Annotated in this window: 24 protein-coding genes and 1 riboswitch; of the genes, 20 read left to right on the forward strand and 4 right to left on the reverse strand. The window is 38.0% G+C overall.

Features of this window, described 5'->3' with window-relative positions:
• Positions 1–3: 3 nt before the first annotated feature.
• From MVE01_RS03535 to MVE01_RS03630, 20 genes are all read left to right on the forward strand, one after another.
• Positions 4–828 carry a c-type cytochrome gene (locus MVE01_RS03535; protein WP_472560787.1) on the forward strand — a complete coding sequence of 275 codons (825 nt, stop codon included), beginning with the start codon at positions 4–6 and terminating at the stop codon, positions 826–828.
• A gap of 11 nt (positions 829–839) precedes the next feature.
• Complete coding sequence (locus MVE01_RS03540; protein ID WP_472560788.1) at positions 840–1,229, forward strand: rhodanese-like domain-containing protein; 390 nt, start codon at positions 840–842, stop codon at positions 1,227–1,229.
• Positions 1,230–1,232: 3 nt separating this feature from the next.
• Positions 1,233–2,195 (forward strand): twin-arginine translocation signal domain-containing protein, encoded by a 963-nt coding sequence (locus MVE01_RS03545; protein ID WP_472560789.1) that lies wholly within the window; start codon positions 1,233–1,235, stop codon positions 2,193–2,195.
• Between the two features lie 80 nt (positions 2,196–2,275).
• Positions 2,276–2,638: a rhodanese-like domain-containing protein gene (locus tag MVE01_RS03550; RefSeq protein ID WP_472560790.1), complete on the forward strand. Its 363-nt coding sequence runs from the start codon at positions 2,276–2,278 to the stop codon at positions 2,636–2,638.
• A 2-nt stretch (positions 2,639–2,640) separates the two neighbouring features.
• Positions 2,641–3,393 (forward strand): sulfite exporter TauE/SafE family protein, encoded by a 753-nt coding sequence (locus MVE01_RS03555; protein ID WP_472560791.1) that lies wholly within the window; start codon positions 2,641–2,643, stop codon positions 3,391–3,393.
• Between the two features lie 13 nt (positions 3,394–3,406).
• Entirely contained in the window at positions 3,407–3,640 is a 234-nt protein-coding gene (locus MVE01_RS03560; RefSeq protein WP_472560792.1) for a hypothetical protein, read from the forward strand.
• A 68-nt stretch (positions 3,641–3,708) separates the two neighbouring features.
• Positions 3,709–4,956: an alginate export family protein gene (locus MVE01_RS03565; protein ID WP_472560793.1), complete on the forward strand. Its 1,248-nt coding sequence runs from the start codon at positions 3,709–3,711 to the stop codon at positions 4,954–4,956.
• Positions 4,957–4,989: 33 nt separating this feature from the next.
• Positions 4,990–5,313: a DUF4282 domain-containing protein gene (locus MVE01_RS03570; RefSeq protein WP_472560794.1), complete on the forward strand. Its 324-nt coding sequence runs from the start codon at positions 4,990–4,992 to the stop codon at positions 5,311–5,313.
• A gap of 14 nt (positions 5,314–5,327) precedes the next feature.
• A complete protein-coding gene (locus tag MVE01_RS03575; protein WP_472560795.1) occupies positions 5,328–5,711 on the forward strand; it encodes a thioredoxin family protein in 384 nt (127 codons plus the stop codon).
• On the forward strand, positions 5,708–6,025 hold the full coding sequence (locus tag MVE01_RS03580; RefSeq protein WP_472560796.1) for a thioredoxin domain-containing protein: 318 nt from the start codon (positions 5,708–5,710) through the stop codon (positions 6,023–6,025). Before MVE01_RS03575 ends, MVE01_RS03580 begins: the two co-directional genes overlap by 4 nt.
• Position 6,026: 1 nt before the next feature.
• Complete coding sequence (locus tag MVE01_RS03585) at positions 6,027–6,605, forward strand: ion channel (RefSeq protein WP_472560797.1); 579 nt, start codon at positions 6,027–6,029, stop codon at positions 6,603–6,605.
• Positions 6,606–6,688: 83 nt separating this feature from the next.
• A complete protein-coding gene (locus MVE01_RS03590; protein WP_472560897.1) occupies positions 6,689–7,954 on the forward strand; it encodes a TolC family protein in 1,266 nt (421 codons plus the stop codon).
• Positions 7,954–9,093 carry an efflux RND transporter periplasmic adaptor subunit gene (locus tag MVE01_RS03595; RefSeq protein ID WP_472560798.1) on the forward strand — a complete coding sequence of 380 codons (1,140 nt, stop codon included), beginning with the start codon at positions 7,954–7,956 and terminating at the stop codon, positions 9,091–9,093. The genes MVE01_RS03590 and MVE01_RS03595 overlap by 1 nt, the downstream gene beginning before the upstream one ends.
• Positions 9,093–10,238, forward strand: a complete 1,146-nt coding sequence (locus tag MVE01_RS03600) for an ABC transporter permease (RefSeq protein ID WP_472560799.1) — start codon at positions 9,093–9,095, stop codon at positions 10,236–10,238. The genes MVE01_RS03595 and MVE01_RS03600 overlap by 1 nt, the downstream gene beginning before the upstream one ends.
• Position 10,239: 1 nt before the next feature.
• Positions 10,240–10,944, forward strand: coding sequence for an ABC transporter ATP-binding protein (locus tag MVE01_RS03605; RefSeq protein WP_472560800.1), 705 nt, complete (start codon positions 10,240–10,242; stop codon positions 10,942–10,944).
• An 88-nt stretch (positions 10,945–11,032) separates the two neighbouring features.
• The gene (locus tag MVE01_RS03610; protein WP_472560801.1) at positions 11,033–11,212 is read left to right on the forward strand and encodes a YgaP family membrane protein; all 180 of its coding nucleotides are present in this window, start codon (positions 11,033–11,035) and stop codon (positions 11,210–11,212) included.
• Positions 11,213–11,322: 110 nt separating this feature from the next.
• The gene (mgtE, locus tag MVE01_RS03615; RefSeq protein WP_472560802.1) at positions 11,323–12,651 is read left to right on the forward strand and encodes a magnesium transporter; all 1,329 of its coding nucleotides are present in this window, start codon (positions 11,323–11,325) and stop codon (positions 12,649–12,651) included.
• A gap of 18 nt (positions 12,652–12,669) precedes the next feature.
• Positions 12,670–13,722: a CNNM domain-containing protein gene (locus MVE01_RS03620; RefSeq protein WP_472560803.1), complete on the forward strand. Its 1,053-nt coding sequence runs from the start codon at positions 12,670–12,672 to the stop codon at positions 13,720–13,722.
• Between the two features lie 418 nt (positions 13,723–14,140).
• Positions 14,141–15,505: a DEAD/DEAH box helicase gene (locus MVE01_RS03625; protein WP_472560804.1), complete on the forward strand. Its 1,365-nt coding sequence runs from the start codon at positions 14,141–14,143 to the stop codon at positions 15,503–15,505.
• A 58-nt stretch (positions 15,506–15,563) separates the two neighbouring features.
• The gene (locus tag MVE01_RS03630; protein ID WP_472560805.1) at positions 15,564–15,737 is read left to right on the forward strand and encodes a hypothetical protein; all 174 of its coding nucleotides are present in this window, start codon (positions 15,564–15,566) and stop codon (positions 15,735–15,737) included.
• On the opposite strand, the gene truD is transcribed toward MVE01_RS03630, so the two are convergent.
• From truD to MVE01_RS03650, 4 genes are all read right to left on the reverse strand, one after another.
• Complete coding sequence (gene truD, locus MVE01_RS03635; RefSeq protein ID WP_472560806.1) at positions 15,738–16,832, reverse strand: tRNA pseudouridine(13) synthase TruD; 1,095 nt, start codon at positions 16,830–16,832, stop codon at positions 15,738–15,740.
• A gap of 48 nt (positions 16,833–16,880) precedes the next feature.
• A complete protein-coding gene (locus MVE01_RS03640; RefSeq protein ID WP_472560807.1) occupies positions 16,881–17,084 on the reverse strand; it encodes a dodecin family protein in 204 nt (67 codons plus the stop codon).
• Between the two features lie 113 nt (positions 17,085–17,197).
• A complete protein-coding gene (locus MVE01_RS03645; protein ID WP_472560808.1) occupies positions 17,198–18,931 on the reverse strand; it encodes a DUF2334 domain-containing protein in 1,734 nt (577 codons plus the stop codon).
• 79 nt (positions 18,932–19,010) lie between these two features.
• Positions 19,011–19,087, reverse strand: a riboswitch (cyclic di-GMP riboswitch).
• A gap of 120 nt (positions 19,088–19,207) precedes the next feature.
• The gene (locus MVE01_RS03650) at positions 19,208–20,080 is read right to left on the reverse strand and encodes a DUF4434 domain-containing protein (RefSeq protein ID WP_472560809.1); all 873 of its coding nucleotides are present in this window, start codon (positions 20,078–20,080) and stop codon (positions 19,208–19,210) included.
• Positions 20,081–20,089: the final 9 nt, after the last annotated feature.

Genomic DNA, 20,089 nt, shown 5'->3' on the forward strand with positions numbered 1-20,089 from the left:
CATATGAAAAAAAAGATTGTATTAACATTCATAATAACAGTGTTCAGTATGGCTGGGGAATATCCTCAGGGAAAATTGGGAGAGGTGGTAAAACTTGGAGAAGATATAGTCAATCATACCGATACCAATACTCTCTCTAAGCCATATGTACGTAGCCAACTGCAATGTTCAAATTGTCATAGAAAAAAAGGTGCAGACAGCAGAGCTGGAACAGCAAAGACCATTGGTACATTTGTAGGAACATCTACCTCTTTTCCTGCCTACTCGAAACGACATAAAGATATTATCAGCCTGCAAAACAGGATTGATGGTTGTTTTTTACGATGTATGAATGGTACAAAATCGGTGGTTAATACAAAGGTGGGGATTGCTGTAGAGAGTTATATTACCTGGCTTTCAACGGGTATGCCGGTAAAAATGAGTTCAAAAGCTCCACGAACACCTTTAAAAATAGAGATGTGGAGCAAAAGCAGAAAGAAGTTTATTGCTTTGTTTAAAAAAACAACCCATCAAAATTATCTGAGTGGCAAGGCACTTTATGTCAAAGAGTGTGCTTCTTGTCATGGGGATGATGGTCAGGGAAAAGGCACTTTCCCTCCACTATGGGGGAGTACAAGTTACACGGCTGATGGAAGTATGGCAAAACTTCCTAATGCTGCTACATGGATTGAGGATAATATGCCACTGAACAATACACATCTTACAGACCAACAGACTGCTGATATTACCCTGTATATCAATGCACAGCCTAGACCGGAGTATAGAGGCTTTAAGGTAGAGGACAATTTTAAAAAATTGGGTCTTGACTTGGAAAAAATAAAAAATTAATAAGGAACACAATGAAAGAAGTAGATTTTGATACATATTTAAAAAGTTTTGATTACGATGAACGTCAAAAAATGAAGATACAGATGCCTGAACTCTTTGAGCTCTATGCCAAAGGTGAAGCACAGGTGATAGATATCCGTTTTGATGAAGAGTATGAAGCGTGGCATATCGGATTTGGAGATCACATTCCTCTCAATGAACTTCCGAACAGACTGGATGAAATAGACAAAAACAAGACTATTGTTACCATGTGCCCGCACTATGACAGGGCAGAGATCGCACGGCTGTTTTTGAAACTCAAAGGTTACAATGCCCGCTATCTTACAGACGGAATGTTAAAAGTTGTGGATTATCTCCGAGGAGATAAAGCCAGAGATTATATGAATAAAATTAAAGGATAAAAAATGCAAAGACGTAATTTTCTTAAAGGTGCTGCATTGGCAGCAGGTTCCATGGCTATTTTGCCTACGATAGTTAATGCGAGTATAGTTAAACCAGCAAAAGGTGAAAAAATTCCTTCAGGAGCAGTAACGCTTTATATAGAATGTCGTATTTTACCTAAATTTAAAAATGATTTATTGCAAAAAATAAATGAATATACAAAAGTGCTCAATAAGAAAAAAGGATTTTTATCGCTTTCTCTTAAAAATATGGTGGGTGATTCAACAATGGTACACAATTACCCTACAGCCTTAAAAGGTGTCTTAAGTTCTGCCTATTTTGATGCAAGTAAAGAGGGGAGTATGCCATTATTTTATTCTCTTTTTATTCGTTTTGAGAATTATCAAGATTTGATGGCATCGAAAACAACACAATGGTTTGCAAAAGTTATTGCAAAATATGGAACACTCAGCAAAAATTACCATGAGGGTGTTTATAAAACTGTTGCAGCGGGTGATAGAGAACATATATATACAACACAAGCAGAGATACAAAAGTTCTTAAAAAATCAAAAAGATAAACCTACAAACAGATACCTGACAGTAAATAATCATGTTGGTATTTTTACAAAGGATGCCAAGATATTTAATCAAAAAAGTACATCACTTTTAAAAGTTGCCCAAAATACTTTTCGTCCTGCAAAAGGAGATTATGATTATAATCCAAAATTTCCGGTAGGAATCCCAGGCTCTTATCAAAACTTGCATTATAGAAAAGCCATTGCAACAGAAATTTTACAAAGTGCTTTTTCCGATGGAGATAAAACACATTACTTGTTCCATGGTGTTTGGGAGAGTCTTTATGACCATGAAAACTCCCATATTGATCCTCGTTTTAGAGCAGATGTGATGAAAATTTTTCCATATATTATTGATGGACCAGTTGAACCATTTTATGAAACTATTATTTTAAATAATCATATTTAGTAGATATATAATTGATACAAAAGATTATTAGTAGTGATAAATAGAGACCATATAAAAATTCGAAATTAAAGGATAAGCTAATGCAAAATTTTATAAAAAATGTAATCCCAAGTGAAATGAGTACTATGCGTATTGAGCTTGATGAGTTTATTGAACTCTATAATGAGGGGAAATGTGAACTTGTCGATGTACGCGTAGCGATGGAGATAAAGGTATGGCAGGTGAATTTTGGTTTGAAAATCCCTGCACCAGAGCTTCCTGATCGTCTGGATGAACTACCCAAAGATAAGCTCCTTGTTGTAGCTTGTCCTAAAAATGACAGATCCAATATGGCAAGGACATGGCTTGCTGCACAGGGATATAATGTAAAATATCTCAGTGGTGGTCTTTTGGGGCTTATGGATTATCTTAAAGGTGGTAAAGCAAAAGCTTTAAAGGTATAGGCATGAGCCCTGAACTCATACATTATACCATCTACTTTTTTCTCACACTTGGGCTCTCGACACTCTTTTCAATGGGTGGAGTTGGTTCGGCTATTGGGCTTGTACCTATCTTTTCTATGATGGGAATGCCTATCAATTTGGCAAAAGCCATTGGGCTTTTTATTAACTCTGCTTCTACGATCACTGCTTCATTTATGAACTTCTTTCGTGGGGTTTTAGATATAAAATTCGCCATCCCGCTTATCATTTCGATTATGATCGCCACGCCTATAGGGGCATGGATGAGCCAGTATGTACAAAAAGAGGTGGTCGAGTGGATACTGGTGGTATTTTTGCTTGTCAGTGCCGTGCTGCTGCTCTTTAGCAACCGCGAAACGAAAGTAGTGTATGACAAAGCATGGGTGCTGTATGTCATTGGTTCTGTAGTAGGGCTTATCTCTGGAACAATCGGTGTAGGCGGAGGATCGCTAATTATGCCGCTGCTTATTCTGCTCGGTTTCGATGCGAAAAAAGCAGCCTATGCCATCAGCTTCGTGATTCCGTTCTCAACACTGGGTGCCTTTGCAACATATCTTTCGTTTGTAGATATGGACTGGGTACTGCTTGGTGTGGTCACGATTGCTGCCATTATCGGCGGGTATGTGGGTGATTTTATCATGCATTACCGTCTGACACCGCAGCAGGTGAAAAAACTCATTGCAGTTGTACTGTTGTTGCTGAGCGTAAAAATGATATACAAACTTTTAGGAGTATAAAATGGTACATATTATGAAAAAAATAGCAGACTGGATTGTGGAAAATGAAAAGAAAGAGGCGACAGACTGCTCCATTCCTGATGAAGTTATTGATGAGTGGCTAGAGACTATAAAAGAGCATAAAACGCATATTCATACAAAAGATGCATCTCATCCTCAGCAGCTTGAAATGTTAGAAGATCTTGAAAAAAAAGTTAAAGAAATTGAAGATATTCGTAAGAAAAAGTGTCACACAAACATCAAATGAAAAAAAGAGTAAGTATTTTTTTTCTGCTATCTATATCATCACATAGTCTCTTCGCTAAAGATTTTTCTTTGATAGGAGATATAAGAGAGCGTTTTGAAACACTTGATGGTATGAATAAAAAAGCCTATGGAAATACAGCATTACTTATAGGCAATCCAAATGACAGGCTTCTTGTCAGTCGTATGCAGCTTGGATTTGGTTATCAGGTATCTTCTACAGTCAAACTTAATGTGCTGGGATATTATGCAAGTGTTTATGGATGGTCACTCAGATATAACGATTTTAGAAAGATAAGTGGGTATAAAAATTACATGATAGATCCGCAGGAGGATCTTGATTTTGCTAAATTGAATATAGAAGTTCAAACACTTTTTGGTATTCACGGGCTTTCAACCAAGATCGGGCGACAGTCAAATCGTTATGGAGATAAACGTATTTTGGGCCCTGGAAACTGGGGGAACTCGTATGGATGGCTGTGGGATCTTGCCAAAGTATCTTACAAATTTGATGACAATTTCATTGATGTGTTCTACGGTCAGACAAAAGACAAAGACAAGCACCGTCTCTCTTTGTTCAGAAAGCATGTTTATGCGGGAGCAGGTATATATTCACACTTTAAAACAGAGGCAAACGGAGCCATAGAACCGTTTGTCATTTATAAAGATGGTTTATATACAGGAGTGGGTAACGGACAAAATACGGAAAAGAGCTATACTTATGGTGTAAGAGCCTACGATACCGACCTTTTTTGTTTTAATTACGATCTTACGTATGCAAAAGCAGACGGGACCATCAAAACAAAGGATTATGATGCCTACGGCTATGCGGCGAAGATCGGATATCGGTTCAAGTCTGTTGCCTGGAAGCCGAATTTCGTTGTTGGGCAGATCTATGCCAGTGGGGATGATGATCCTAATGATAACATTGTCAAAACCTTCCGAACACCGTTCGGCGGTACGGACGGTTCTCTGTACGGACGTATGGATATCATGAGATGGAGCAACCTTGTCGAAAATGTGCTTGAGCTGCATCTTTATCCGAAGGAAAATATGCACCTGAAACTTTCTTACCATGATTTTTCACTGTCAGATGCTAACGATGCATGGACGTATTATAAAAAATACAATATCAACGGAAACCATGATGATGAATTGGGACAAGAGTATGATGTCGAATTCAAGTGGAAATATGCAAAAGATTTGGAGTTTCAAGCTATTTATGCCTACTTTGATGCCGGTGCTTTTGTGACAAAGAATGTCTTGGACAATAATGCCCAAAGAGTATTTTTACAGGTTAAATATACTTTAAAAAATTAAAAAAATACTATAATATCAGAGGAAAGGAATTTTATGCAGGATATACTCACTTTCAATACATTTATCACACAGGATGTATTGATATTTTTTTATTATATCGGCGCGGTGCTTATGCCTGTTGTCTTGTATGTGTTCAAAGATTACCTAATAGCACATCTCTCTTTTGTAAAAAAGATCAATGATAAACTGCATACGTTTTACGCTTCTTTCTCTTCCAATGGAAAAATCATCTTTTGGATGATGTTCTCCACCATGTTTTTGTGTATGGAACTGTGTTGGCGTATGATGTTTGAAGCGATGATAGGATATTTTGATATACATGAATACCTTTATCAGATTACTAAGCAGATAAAATAGACAGGAAAAAAATAATGAAAAAAATAGTTGTATTAGTTATTGTTTTACTTACCTACAATCTTTATGCCGCCGATAGACCGATGTTGCAAGAGACAGCTTTTGCGGAAGTCTCAAAACAGATAGGTACAGGCAAAGCCATATTTCTTGAAGTGGGTTCCGACAGCTGTCGAAGCTGTCGGGTCATGGGGAAACTGCTCTACACGGTCAGACAGGAACATCCGGCATACCCCATCTACTTTGTCAATGTTAAAAAGGAGCGAGAAGCCGCTTTCAAACTGAAAATACAGATGATCCCGACACAGATCGTACTTGACGGTAAAGGCAGAGAAGTTTTCCGACATGTCGGTATCTTGAGCCCGGATGAATTGAATGCCCTTCTGGAGAAATATATACAATGATGAATGAAGCCTGTCACAGCATGCAGCACGGCGAAGTACTCAATGCAGAAAAAACGGAATATCCGTTTTTTCATGCTGTACTCTACGGAGACAAAGTTTCAACGGCAAAGTTTTCCAAACGGCTGAGCTGTGCTATCAAACACTTGCCTTTGCGTGTAGAATTCAGATATGAATATGACACATTGAAAGCAGTTGAAAAAGGTGTGATGAAAGACCCGACACTGGTACTAGATGGAGAGATATTTCTCGAAGGACTTGTACAGGCTGAAAGCATAACAGAAGCATTTGAAAAAGTGCTTCTAGAGAAGGAGTAGTATGTTAACAAAATTTATGCAAAGAGAAAACCGTTTTATACACAGTGAAAAAATGGCTTTTCTTATTTTGCCTATGGTGTTGATACCATTACTTCTGGAACTGGCATTACATAGTATAAAACCTGAATGGTTTGCCTTGCACCGTGAGCAGATACTCATTGCAAATATTCTTTATATTGTCATCGCCCGTTTTGCTATGCTTGATACGGCAGTCTATATTTTCAGTCGTACAAAGAATCATGTACACCTTGCGTTGGTACAAATTGTACTTCTTTATTTGGAAGTTACTGTGATAACTATTGTGTACTATGCCGCTGTATTTAACATATTTGATGTTTTTTCCCTTTTTCACTTGAGTGCACAGTTTAGCCCCCAAAATCTTACTGCCATTCATGAACATAGTTTTGTTACTTCTATGTATATCTCAACTGTGACCTTTACTACATTAGGTTCAGGAGACTGGATACCCCAGACGCTTCCGGCCATGATTGCAGTTATCTCTGAAGTTATCTTGGGTGTGGTACAGGGTGGTGTTTTTGTTGCTATTGTTATTTATGCACATCAAAATAAAGGTAAGTAATGGTAGATAATAAATTCATATTAAGTTCATATTGCAGCAGTATGATTTCACTAGAAATTCTATAAAGGGATGATTTGAAATATATGGTAAAACAATATTTAAAAAAATCGGTACTTCTTTTATCTCTGTTGGGTATGCAAGAGCTATATGCCCATACACTGACACTGCGAACAGCCATAGACAGTACGTTGGCACATCATCCGGATGTAAAAACATTTATACTACGCATACAGCAGGCAGAGCAGGGTTATAATGCAGCCTATGCCGACTATCTTCCTCAAGTTGATCTTTCGGCTACGTATGCTCCAACGCAAACATTTGCGCTTCCTGTTAACGGTAGTTTTCATACAGTGAATGAAAGAAGCTTGCATGCCGGAGTTACTCTGCATCAGAAAGTATGGGATTTTTCCAAGACTTCTTCCCTTGTTGATGCGAGCAAGATAGATACAGATATTGCCAAACTTTCACTGGATGAGGTAAAAGCACTGTTAGGCTATAAAGTGAAATCACTTTATGCACTTCTGGTTGTGCAGCGTGAAGCGATTGTTGTCAGAAGCCAAGACCTTAAAGCAAAAAAAGCATTCTATGCACAGGCAAAGGCGTTAGTCAAACAGGGGCTTAAGACCCATGCTGATGCCAACCGCTTTCTCTCTGCTGTGTATGCAGCAAAAGACAGTCTTGCTATCGCCAGAGCCGCTTTTGAAAAAGCAAAGATCTCTCTTTCTCTCTATATGGGCAGAGAGATCCATACTTCTGTTAAACTCCAAAGCAAAGCCTTGAAGCAGAAATACACAGTACATAAAAATACGGAACGCAAAGTGCTTGCACATAATTACAAAGTGAAAAAAGATCGACTGAATATCCATAAGAACCGTTTGCTACACAAGTCTGCGAAATCTGCACATTTCGGGAGTATTGACCTTGTCGCATCTTATGACCGTTTTGATACTCTGAACCAATATAACTCCGATTATGTAGGGGTGAATTACAATGTCTCTCTTTATAGCGGAGGAAGATTGGGTGCACTGGAGCAGAAAGCACATATAGCTACAATGATCGCACAGGAGCAGGAAGCTTCAGATACCTTGGCACTGAAAGAAGAGTTGCGTGCCTTGTTGACAGATATTAAACGTTACAGTCAAACGATCAGGGCAAAAAAAGTACAGGTAACTTCAGCAAAAAGTGCACAAAGAGAGTTGAGGGCACGATATAAAGAGGGATTGGCTACATATATAGAAGTACTGGATAGTACTTCAGCTGTATTAAATGCACAATTGGGTGTATTGGAAGCCTATTATTCCCGTAGTTTGGCTATAGATAGAATTGAATATTTAAAAGGAAAGATCTAATGCAAAAATTATTGAAGTATATGCTTGTTGCTGTGTTGCTTTTATTGGGGGGAATACTTTTTTATAAAAAAATATACATTCCCAAAAGCACTTATGAGACAGCTATTTCCAAAAAAGGTGATCTCTCTGTTGAAGTGTTTGGCATTGGGAATGTGGGAGCAAAGTACATATACAGTATTACCGCACAGACCGGAGGAAAAATACTTTCTATTTTGACTGATGAAGGGAAATGGGTTAAAAAAGGAGATCTGCTGATCACCATAGACAGTGTAGATATTCCTCAGCTTATTGATGAAGCAAACCTATCTATGCGAAAATCCAATTTGGAATGGGTTGCAAGCAAGAAAGAGTTGAAGAGCCTCTTTGCACAGAAACACTTGGCACAGATCACCTATGACCGCTATGTAAAGCTTAAAAAACAGTCGTTTGTATCCAAAGCAGAGTATGACAAAGCCAAAGCTGATCTTGATGTGATCGAAGCACAAATATCAGTAACAAATGCACATATTAGATCAGCCAAAATGGAAGTAGAAAGAACACAAAAAGCAGTAGAAGCCCTCAAGCAAAAACTTGCACGCTATAAGATATATGCACCAGTTGACGGAGTTGTTATCGCACGTAGTGCCCAGGTAGCACAGACCGTACTGCCTTCACAGCCTATTTTAAAAATTGTGGATCCCAAAGATGTATGGGTCAATGCATACATAGATGAAAAGATAAGTGGCAGTGTCAAAGTAGGAGAAAAAGCGAATATTACCTTGCGTTCTCAATATGAAAAATATTTCAAAGGTACTGTAAAAAGGATCGTTGCACAGAGTGATGCTGTAACCCAGGAGAGAGAAGTAAATGTAGCTTTTGACACCTTACCCATGCCATTTTACATCAATGAACAGGCAGAAGTGCGTATTGCTTCGAAGACCTATAAAGATGTGGTTAAAGTACCACTGAAGGCTTTGGCTTACTATAAAGAAAAAACAGGTGTCTGGACAGAGGACTCTGGGAAAGCACATTTTGTACCGGTAAAAGTACTGGGCAGAGGACATAGTGAGGCTGCAATAACAGGATTAGCTAACCATACTAAAATATTGATTGGTTCAGAAAAGAAAAAACCCCTTAAAGAGGGTGTGGACGTACACTGATGATCAATCTTGCCAAAAAAGATATTGCCCATACACTAGGAAAGTTTATTGTGACTTCCATGGGGGTTGGAATGCTTTTGGGTATTGTGCTCATTATGATCGGTGTTTACAGGGGAATGATCATTGATGCCAAGGTTCTTTTGGATGATCTCAAAATTGACCTCTGGGTAGTACAGGAAAATACACTCGGACCCTTTGCCGAGCCTTCACGGCTGCATGAAGATCTTAAAAATACTATTAAAGCTACAGATGGAGTTGCAAAATCAGAAGGACTGACCTTTCAAAATCTGCAATTGCCTCTAAACGGGAGTGAAGTGAGGGTTTTTGCTGTCGGGTTTGATCCTTTTGGTGAGATCGACCCTGTCAACAAGGAAAGACTTGTTGAGGGCAGAGGATTGCAGCGTAGTCACTATGAAATGGTTGTTACAGATAAAACAGGTTTCAAGCTTGGTGAAAAAGTACTGTTGGGAAGAGATCTTTATAGGGTTGTAGGTATCACACACGGTACGGTTTCATCGGGAGGTGATCCTTTAGTGTATCTAAGTCTAAAAGATGCACAGGAGTTGCAGTTTCTTTATTCAAATTCACGGACAAGAAATGACAGGGAAAGAGGTATAAAAGCATTGAATTCACATATGATCAATGCTGTTGTTGCAACAGTCAAAAAAGGTTACAACGTGGATCATGTAGCCAATGAAATACGGCAATGGAAACATAAAAGTGTCTATACTGCAAAGGAAGAGAAAACACTTCTGACAAAAAATCTCATCAAGATGGCTTCCAAACAGATTGGGATGTTTACCGTGATACTGGTGGTGGTATCGACGATTATTATTGCACTTATTATTTATACAATGACGTTGGAAAAGATCAAAGAAATTGCTATTATGAAGCTGATTGGCTTACCCAACAGTATGATCATTAAAATGATCGTACAGGAGACACTGCTTATGGGAGTATTGGCATTCATGTTTGCTAATATCTTTGCCCATCTCATCTACAGCAAATTTCCAAAGCGGGTAGTGTTGGAGATGCCCGATGCATGGATGCTCTTTGTTGTTGTGATCGCCGCTTCTATTCTTGCTTCGCTGGCAGGTATTCGTAAAGTGATCAAAGCTGATCCCGCATCGGCAATAGGAGGCTGATATGGCAGAAAATGCAATACGCGTAGAAGGGCTGTATAAACATTTTGGAGAGGGTGATACCTTGGTACGTGTTATTGAGGGTGCGGATTTTCAAGTCGACAAGGGTGAGCTGGTTGCTCTTATTGCACCAAGCGGTGCAGGTAAAACAACGTTATTAATGATGATAGGTTGTGTTGAAGAGCCGACAAGTGGTGCAATCTGGCTGGGAGAGGAAAAAGTTTATGACAATAAATGGCTGACCAAAGAGACCCGTAGAATACGTCGTGAAAAGATAGGATTTATTTTTCAGGCACACTATCTTATTCCTTTTTTGAATGTTATTGAGAATGTCACACTTGTGCCACAAACTAACGGTGTATCAGAAGAAGAAGCTCATAAAGAGGCGATGGCACTTCTGGATTATTTCGATATTGCAGATAAGGCAAAGAGTATGCCCAGTTCTCTTTCAGGAGGGCAGAACCAACGTGTCGCAATTGCCAGAGCATTGGCAAACAAGCCGGAGATCATTCTGGCAGATGAACCTACCGCAGCACTGGATATTAAGCGGTCAGTCGATGTGGTGAAAATGCTCAAGAAGATAGCACTAGACCAAAAAGTAGCTGTCATTATGGTTACACATGATGAAGCAATGCTCCCTTTGTGTGATCGTATCTTGAAAATAGAGAATAAAAAAGTAGTTTCTGTTAAAGATACAAAGATCATGTAAAGTGAATACATACTGAGATAAAATATCTATTAATTATTATATAAGCTATCTATAGTATAGTGTCAAAAATATTTTAAAGGAAACAACTATGGATGTCAATAAGATCAGAAAAGTATGTAGACCATTTAGAATCGTATTGGGTTCGGCACTTATCGGTTATGGTGTATATAGCGGTAACCAATGGTTTTACCTTGGAGCTATCCCACTTATTGCGGGACTTACTAACTTCTGTCCACTCTGTATCATTACTAAAAAGTGTGATGTATAATATTTAAAATAAGGGGATCTCAACCCTTTATTGTCTTGAAATATTTCTCTTATTCCTATATTCAATAAATTCAAGTATAATGCTACAAAATAACTATTAGGGGGAACAGTATGGATAAACTTACACAATATTTAAATGCACATTCGCATGATGAACTGCACCCCTCGGAGATAGCAAATCTTCTTAAAGATCTTAATGAAAAGAATTTTGATGAAGCGGTTCAAGCTATTCCAAAAGAGCTTATTGCAGATGTAGCACTTGAACTGCCTGACAGATATTTTGAAGATGTTGTTGAATCTTTTACCCCTGAAGAGATCGCTGAATCTGTATCTGAATTGGAGTCTGATGACCAGACAGACTTTATTCAGGAACTTGAAGAGGTTGATACGAATATTGCCAAAGAGGTTTTTGATCAGCTGGATAAAGAAGACCAGAAAGATATTCTTCAACTGAAGCAGTATGACGAAAATGAAGCCGGTGCCTATATGCAGGTGGAAGTCTACACGGCAAAGCTGGATCAGACCGTCAATGATGTCATTAAAGAGTTTGCCGAGTTAAGAAGAAAAGATGAGCTTGAAAATGTCAATTATCTTTTTGTGACAGATAAGAAAAATATACTGAGGTATGGTGTCGGACTGGATAATCTGCTTGTCTTTGATTTTGACAAAACACTGCAGGAGAACATAGAAAAGAATCCTGAAAAATATAAGCCGGTTGTTGGTCATGATCATGATGATATTAAAGAGGTTGTTAAAAAGTTCCATGAATATGATCTGAATTCTATGCCGATAGTAGATGACTATGATGTTTTGCTTGGGCGTATTACTTCAGATGATATTTATGATGTTATCAGCGAACATGCAACCGATCAGATGTATAACCTCGCCGGAGTTAGTGATGATGCAGAAGAAGATGATGATCTGTTCAAAGCTGGTAAAGCACGGGCAATATGGCTTGGTATCAACCTGATTACTGCGATCGCTGCTTCTTTGGTCATAGGCATCTTTGAAGGTACGATACAGTCCTATGTAGCACTTGCTGTTCTTATGCCTATTGTAGCTTCTATGGGAGGAAATGCCGGTACACAAAGTTTGACGGTTGTTGTGCGTCAGCTTGCTTTGGGAGAGATTGCCAAAAACGATGCGTATCGTACCATTAAAAAAGAGGTGATACTCTCCCTTGTAAATGGATTTATTTTTGCTATAATCATAGGTATTATTGCTGCTTTGTGGTTTGATAAGGGGATGCTTGGTGTTGTGATTGCACTTTCGATGGTCATTAACCTCTTCAGTGCAGGTTTTTTTGGTTCAATGATCCCGTTGTTGCTTAAAAAATTCAATATTGATCCGGCTATCGGAAGTACAGTTATTTTGACTACGATCACGGATGTTGTGGGATTTTTCAGTTTTCTCGGTCTGGCAACCCTCATTTTACTTTAAAAGGATAGTTTTACTTTAATGGACTTGTTAATTTTATATTTTTTAGCCGCAGTGGTTATTTCGTTTATCTGCTCTGTTTTGGAGTCAGTATTGCTTTCTGTCAATATGCCTTATATCTCTGTATTGGAAAAAGAGAAACCAAAAGCAGGGGAGTTACTTAAAGCGCATAAAACCAATATCAATAAATCTATCGCCTCCATACTCATTTTGAATACTATCGCCAATACTTTGGGTGCTGCAGCAGTAGGTGCTCAGGCAGAGCATGTCTTTGGCTCAAGTGCTGTATTTTGGGTTTCGGTAGTATTGACTTTTGCTATTTTATTTTTTGCAGAAATTATTCCTAAAACCATAGGAGCGACATACTGGAAACAGTTGGCACCTATAGCAGCCTACGTGATTCGTTTTTTTATATGGATTACCTATCCGATCATTCTTATGACTCTTTTTGTAACCAATCGTATCAAAAAAGATGATGAAGGTATGAGCCTTACACGTGAAGAGCTCATCGAGTCTACTCTCATGAGTGAAGATGAGGGTGTACTTGATGAACAGGAGTCAGATGTTATCGAAAATATTTTGATGCTAGACAGTATTAAGATAGAAGAAATACTCACACCTAGAACAGTCGTTTTTGCCCTTGATGGCAACAGAAGTATTAAAGATATTGTAGAGAATGAACCTGCTATTTTTAAATTCTCACGTGTACCTGTATTTGCTGAAAGCATTGAAAACATTACTGGTATTGTGATGGCAAAGAAAATCTTTAAACAAGCGCTACAAGACGATACAGTAACTCTCAATAGCATACAAAAAGACATCTATAAAATCAATGAAAATATCCCTGTTTCTATGGCATTAGACCTATTCATCAAGAAGAAAGAGCATATGTTTCTTGTACAGGACTCTTACGACCAAACAGAGGGCATCGTGACACTTGAAGACTGTGTTGAGACCATCTTGGGTGTAGAGATAATGGATGAGAGCGACTCTCATGCAGATATGCGTGAAGTAGCCAAACAGAAGATGAAGCTCAATCGTCGTCTTGAAAAATCGGATTTGAATTTAGATTGATATTGGATATGTTCTGATGGTTCAAAATTCGTAGGGTGTTGTACCCTTACAACACCATAAATATGAATGATGAAAAAATTAGATTTTATATAGACGTTTGAAGTGTTGGTGTTGTCATGGGACAACACCCTACGAAAGTTTAAATTTGTGTTAGTATTTGGTATTTTTTCTGGTATGTATTTAAGTATGTGTTACCACCAAGGACGGATGGGAACAAGATAAACTTTTTCTAGTTTCCATCCGTCCTCAGTGGGAATGCATACGAAAATTCAAAAAACATGACAATATGCCATATTTTTATACTCTCTAGTTTTTCTAAACTATAATACAGAAAAAAAGATAAAACTATGGGAATGAGCTAAATTATACATACTACGAAAATTCGCTACAATACAAAAAACATTCATCAAGGCTACCTATGGCAGATAAAACCCACGAAAATACAACATCTTTAGCCACACTAGGACTAGACGAAAAGATACTCAAAGCCCTTAAAGACAAAGGCTATGAGTCTGCTACACCCATACAAAAAGCACTCATCCCTGCGATGTTTACGCGTGCTGACATTATTGCGGGGGCGCAGACGGGTACGGGGAAGACGGCGGGGTTTACTTTGCCTATACTTCAGGAACTCTCTCGTAACTTTGTGGAGGGGCAACACTACCCCAAAGCAGTCATCATCGTACCTACACGTGAACTCGCAAAGCAGGTGGAGGCTTCAGTCGAAGCGTATGGGAAGTATTTGCCACTCAAAAGCATCGTATTGTATGGTGGAGCCAATCTTACTTCTCAGGTGAACAGACTTAAGGCAGGGGTGGATATCATCGTTTCTACTTCTGGGCGTTTGTTGGAGCATATTAATCAGAAAAATGTCAATTTGGAGTCTGTGGACTACCTGGTACTTGATGAGGCTGATACCATCTTGGACATGGGTTTTGTACATGAAGTGAGTAAGATACTTCAGCATCTTCCACAGCGTCGCCAAAATGTACTCATCTCTGCGACACTCTCTGGCTCAGTGAAGCGTCTGGCAGAGCAGATACTCACTAAGCCTAAACTCATAGAAGTTGACAGTATGGGGACTTCGGCAGATACGGTGGAGCAGATAGTCTACCCTGTAGAGAAAGAGAAAAAGACAGAGCTTCTTTCTTACCTCATAGGCTCGCGTAACTATCAGCATGTTTTGGTCTTTGTACGTAAAAAAGAGGTGGCAGACGAGGTAACAAAAGAGCTTAACCTCTCTGGACTTAAAACAGCAGTCATACATGGGGGCAAAAGCTCAGGAGAGCGTACCAGAGCCTTAGAGGGTTTTAAAGAAGGAAAGATACGTGTACTTGTAGCCACAGACATTGCAGCGCGTGGCTTGGATATACCCAACCTAGCAGTGGTCATGAACTACGACATCCCACACGTCACAGGCGACTACATACACCGCATAGGGCGCACAGGAAGAGCAGGGGCTAAAGGTTTGGCTATGACGCTCATCTCACCTACTGAGATGGTAGCACTCAAAGATGTAGAAAAGCTCATGGGCAAAGCTATACCCCAAGAGAAGTTAGAGGGCTATGCGCCTAAAGTAGACGTTAAACAAAAGGGTGCACGTAAAAACCCCAAAGAGCATAAAAAAGCCGATGGGGCTTTTGGTAAAAAGAAGAAAAAGTCTACGACATTTTCAAGCACCAAGAAGCGTAAGACTACCAAACGTGATGGCTTTAAAGTGTATGATGCAGCCAAACCAAAATCAGAAAAAAAAGATAAAAAGTCCAAACGAGGGCGAAAATAAATTTCTATTAAGCCTTTTTTGTTATTATGCAGACAAATTTAAACAAGAAGGATAATCCATGGCAGTACCTGAAGATGTAGGTTGTAGCAATGAAGTGTGTGTTGATGCACCAAAGTGTCAAAGAACAGTCATTTATGAAGATGGCACAGCAAGAGAAGTAAAAAGTTTTGGTGGTACCCCGGACAAAGGATGTGGTAAATTTATACCTAGAAAAGATAAAGAAGAGAAATAGTTACTTCTCCTCTTTTAAAGAAAATTTTCCGATCTCCTCCAAAAATGTTGTAGCATATGATCCTTTGGGCAAGTAAAATTCAACGATGAGTTTTTTACTCTTGGCATCATACTCGGTCTCCACTTTTTGTGGCCAGATCCAGGCAAAGCGTCTGTCTCCTTTGAGTGCAGTGAGTTCACTGTCATCATAGGGTTCTTCCAAATGATAGGCATCTGATTTGGCACGTTCTGCCCGATCTCCACATAATAAACCAGTTGGGCTTAATTTCTTTTGGAAAAAGGCTTGTGAGGCTTGGTACATATCTTTGACATAATTGAGCTTACCATAAGGGTAGGGCATCACTACATCCCCCAAAAAGAGTTTGAAAATCTGGGGTTGTTTAGCCAATACTTTTACCAATTCTTTAGGATATTTGAGTTTTTTAGCAGCATCCTCTACACTGTTTGAGCTGATAATAGTTGAGAGTTTGACTCTTTGTCCAAGCCACTTGTTAAAAAGATGGCTTTGGTAGGCAGAAACAAGGAGCTTTTCTTTGCTCCCTTTAAGCTTTTTACCGCTGATGGCTATCTCTTTTCCCTGAAGGTAGGAACGGCTGTCTTCTCCAAAGCGTTGGTATCCGTAGTAGTTTGGTATCCCTTTGCTTTGCATCATTTTGGCTGTGGTATTGAAAAACTTTGCATCTTTCTCATTGATTTTGTGCAGAATAATAGAAAATTGATTTCCTTTTAAATGTCCTATTTTAATGGGAGCCTTGTTGTAGGTACGTTCCAGTATCTCTATTTTCTCTGTGGTAAGATTTTTATTGAGCTCTTTTTCTCTATTTTTCGGAAGAGAGATATACTGTATGGTAGTGGCATTTTTGTCTTTAAGTCCTGCATAGCCAATGTCACGTTCTTGCAAGCCCGTAGCTTTTGCCAGTACAGTAATAAGCTTCCAGGTACTCATATCTGTTTTTTTGATCTTGAGTATGAGAAAGTTTCCCGTGCCTGTAAAACTGTAAAGAGGGATCTCTTCCACGAAAAAACGTTCTATGGTATGTTTAAAGTCGAATTGTAAAGGGGTGTGGGTATAAGCATAATTTTTAATGTGATTCATAAAAGGGATTATAGCAGATTGTACAGGCAAAAGCCTATACTGGAAGTTTTATTTGATCAGGAATGAGATCTTTGCATTAATTCTGTATTGGACGATCTTGTCTCCATCTACTTTGGCACTCATATCTACAATATAGATAGACTTGATTCCTTTAATACTTTTACTTGCAGCTTTGACAGCTTTAGCAGTTGCATCTTCCCATGATTTGTTTGATTGAGATAATACTTCAATAACTTTTACTACTTTTGACATTTTCTATCCTTTTTTTAAATCTTAGTTTACCTAGTATATCACTTTTTTGCTTAACACAATTTAGATATAACTTTATCAAATTTTCAATAACCCTTGCATGTTTTATAAAAAGGTTACCTCTTATTATTTCTTTTCTTTAACAGTGATGGTGCAGAGACAAAATCATATCCTGCATTACGAAGCCCATCTATAATCATCTCAAGGTCATCTGTTCCTAAATATGGATGATAATAGAAACTTGCTATACCATCTCTTACTACTTTTAATTTCTTGGCAAAACGAATGGTATCTGCAGGTGTAAGCTTTCGATATCCTGCATTTGGGGCATCTTCGATATTATGGATATTTTCCGGGATGATAGTGGAGCCATACATATCATGTTTAATAATATAGGGGAAAAATTGTCCAACAAATTTATATTTTTTTGTCATATCGTTACTGTTTTCATTTGGATAGTAAAGCACTCTTGCATATTGCACGGGGAACAGTTCTCTTATCGCTCTGTATTGATTTGGACCTGCCATATAGTGTGGAGCTTCCCATGCAAATGCTTTAATACCAAGTTGCTTTAAAATGGACTTTGCTTTGTACATTCTCATATAAGCGTAGAAACCTGAATCATTCATTGTAGGAGAAAGATAACTATAAGAGAGATTACTGTTTTCAACCACTCTCATAAATTCAAAATCATCTCCCGATAATCCATTATATGGATTTTGTATATTTCCGTATTGATGGGTAAATCCATGTGCGACCACATCGATCAATCCTTCTGAATATAGATCAGATAATATCTCCCCTACAATAGAATCAGAAATTTTAATTGTTGTAGGTATTCCGTCATTCTCTATACCGAATGGATCTTCATACTGTGAAATTGCAGCAACAGAGAACCTCACTTTTTTCTCACGTGCTAAATTGGCAATATGAAGAAGATCATAGATATCTGTCCTTGCATCAACATCTTCCAAACGCATGATTGCTTTATGAGACTCTTTATGGTAAATACCCAGCATATCATGTAAAAGATCCGAAAAGGCAAGATATCTGTCTTCTTCTGACATGTATGTAAAAGGAATGTCTCCTACAAACCAGAAATGGTTTCCTTTGATAATATAAGGGTCTGGAGCTCTGTTTGGAAGAAGGGTAGAATATGCTTCTGCATATACTTTTGTTTTATTATTGTCTAAAATATTAACTCTGTTTAGTTCCAATGCACAGGCATATCTATTGTCTCCTTCATCTAAACACAATGAGACATCGGCACCAGGTGTTGCAAAAGGAATCACACCTTTATATAGTTCCGTATCTTTGTATTTAACTCTGTTATATTTGATAGCAGGATTTGTATATTGGAAGGTGAAACCGAATTTTTCACCCATAGTTGTATTTCCCCATTGGTTAGCATCCCAGGCACTTTTTAAAAGGTTCAGGTTATAGTTGATCCAAATAATATTTTTATTACGGGTTGCTACATCTTTGAAAAATCTTAAATAAGCATTTTTCTCTGTACTTCCTTCTGCATAGTAATTTAAGGGATTAAAAGTAGTACCAAGATAGAAGACAGCTTTTTGATTTTTCATATGCTTTGATCTGTATTTTGTGACAGGTTCAATGCGGATCTTGACATTAAAATGCCCTAAAAGGTTTTTTAATAAAATGGCATGGGTTTTCCCAGTATCTCCATAGGGACCGGCATTGTCATAGAGAACTAAGACCTTTTGCTTTTTAGTATGTTTGGCTAGTTTGATATGATGATGACCCTTGTGTGGGTGAGAGGATGCTGTAAGCGTCGATAAAAAGACTATCCCCAGTATCACATATAGTTTAGCAATATATTTTAGCATACGTTACTCCTTGTGAGTTAAAGATGGTAAGCAATGAAAGAGATTAATTAAGAAAAATAGATAACCCGGCATTGCTTTCATTCGCAACCCGGCTATCTTGCAGGAAGACCCGTAGCTTTCTGTCCTTACCTTACGATAAGTTTAGCATTGCTTATTATAGCAAAATAAATTTTGTACATACCTAAATATTACTATTCATTTTAACGGTAAAGCGCTATTCGTAGAAACCAATACTCTTTTATTTTAGATTTAATTTTTAATGTAGCTGACTATATTTTATTTAATATAATGTTGAAGAAAATCTTTATTAAAAAAATATCTCCATGAAAAAAGTACATTATTCTTATTGCTACACTTATGCTGTTTTAGATAAATGTCATAATTGGCTTTAGGTATTTTCCCTCTAAAAGAAAAAAGTTCGATAATGGGAAACCACTGATGATCATATACTTTTGAAAAGACCTTGAAATATGTTTGACATTTTTGCGGTGTGACCAATCCTGCACCTACGCCGCTTTGCAGCAAAAGTATCCATTTTTCAGGAAGTGCGGTATTGAGCAACTTTGCATATGCATCCGGTGCTGTTTTGTTTGAGAAATATGCTGAGATCATAATTTTTTTGTTAGGTGTCAAGGCGTCCAAAGCATGATCAAGTTGATGCAGATAATCTGTTAGGATTTTATGACGTATATTGTCTTGCCATGCTTCATCATTGATCTCATCGTAAATGTACCAACCTTTAAAAGCTTCATCCTTATCAAGTTGAAGAGATAATGTTCGTGCTGTTTCTATATTGATACGATATAACTTTTTTAGATAGATTTTAATATCTGTTCTATTTTTCTCGATCTTTTTAAAATATTCAGGATCGGCATAGAGACCAAAGATGAGCCCGATTTTGTATTGTTTTGCATATTTCAGAATGTTTCCGATCCAGTAAGGATGTTTTTCATAAAAACGGTGTGCACCATAACTTGTCCACTGAATAATCACTGTTTTAAAACCTTGTTGGGAAAGAAGTTTAAATCTTGATTCCCAGTTTGGATAGATAAAATCTTTTTCCTGGGGTTGATACATTATCGATTTTCCCGGTTGTTGCGCATTGGCGAAGAAAAACAGAGAAAACAAAAAGGTTAAAAAGAATTTCATATTTCCATA

It is taken from the genome of Sulfurovum sp. (assembly GCA_026990595.1).
Classification (GTDB): domain Bacteria; phylum Campylobacterota; class Campylobacteria; order Campylobacterales; family Sulfurovaceae; genus Sulfurovum.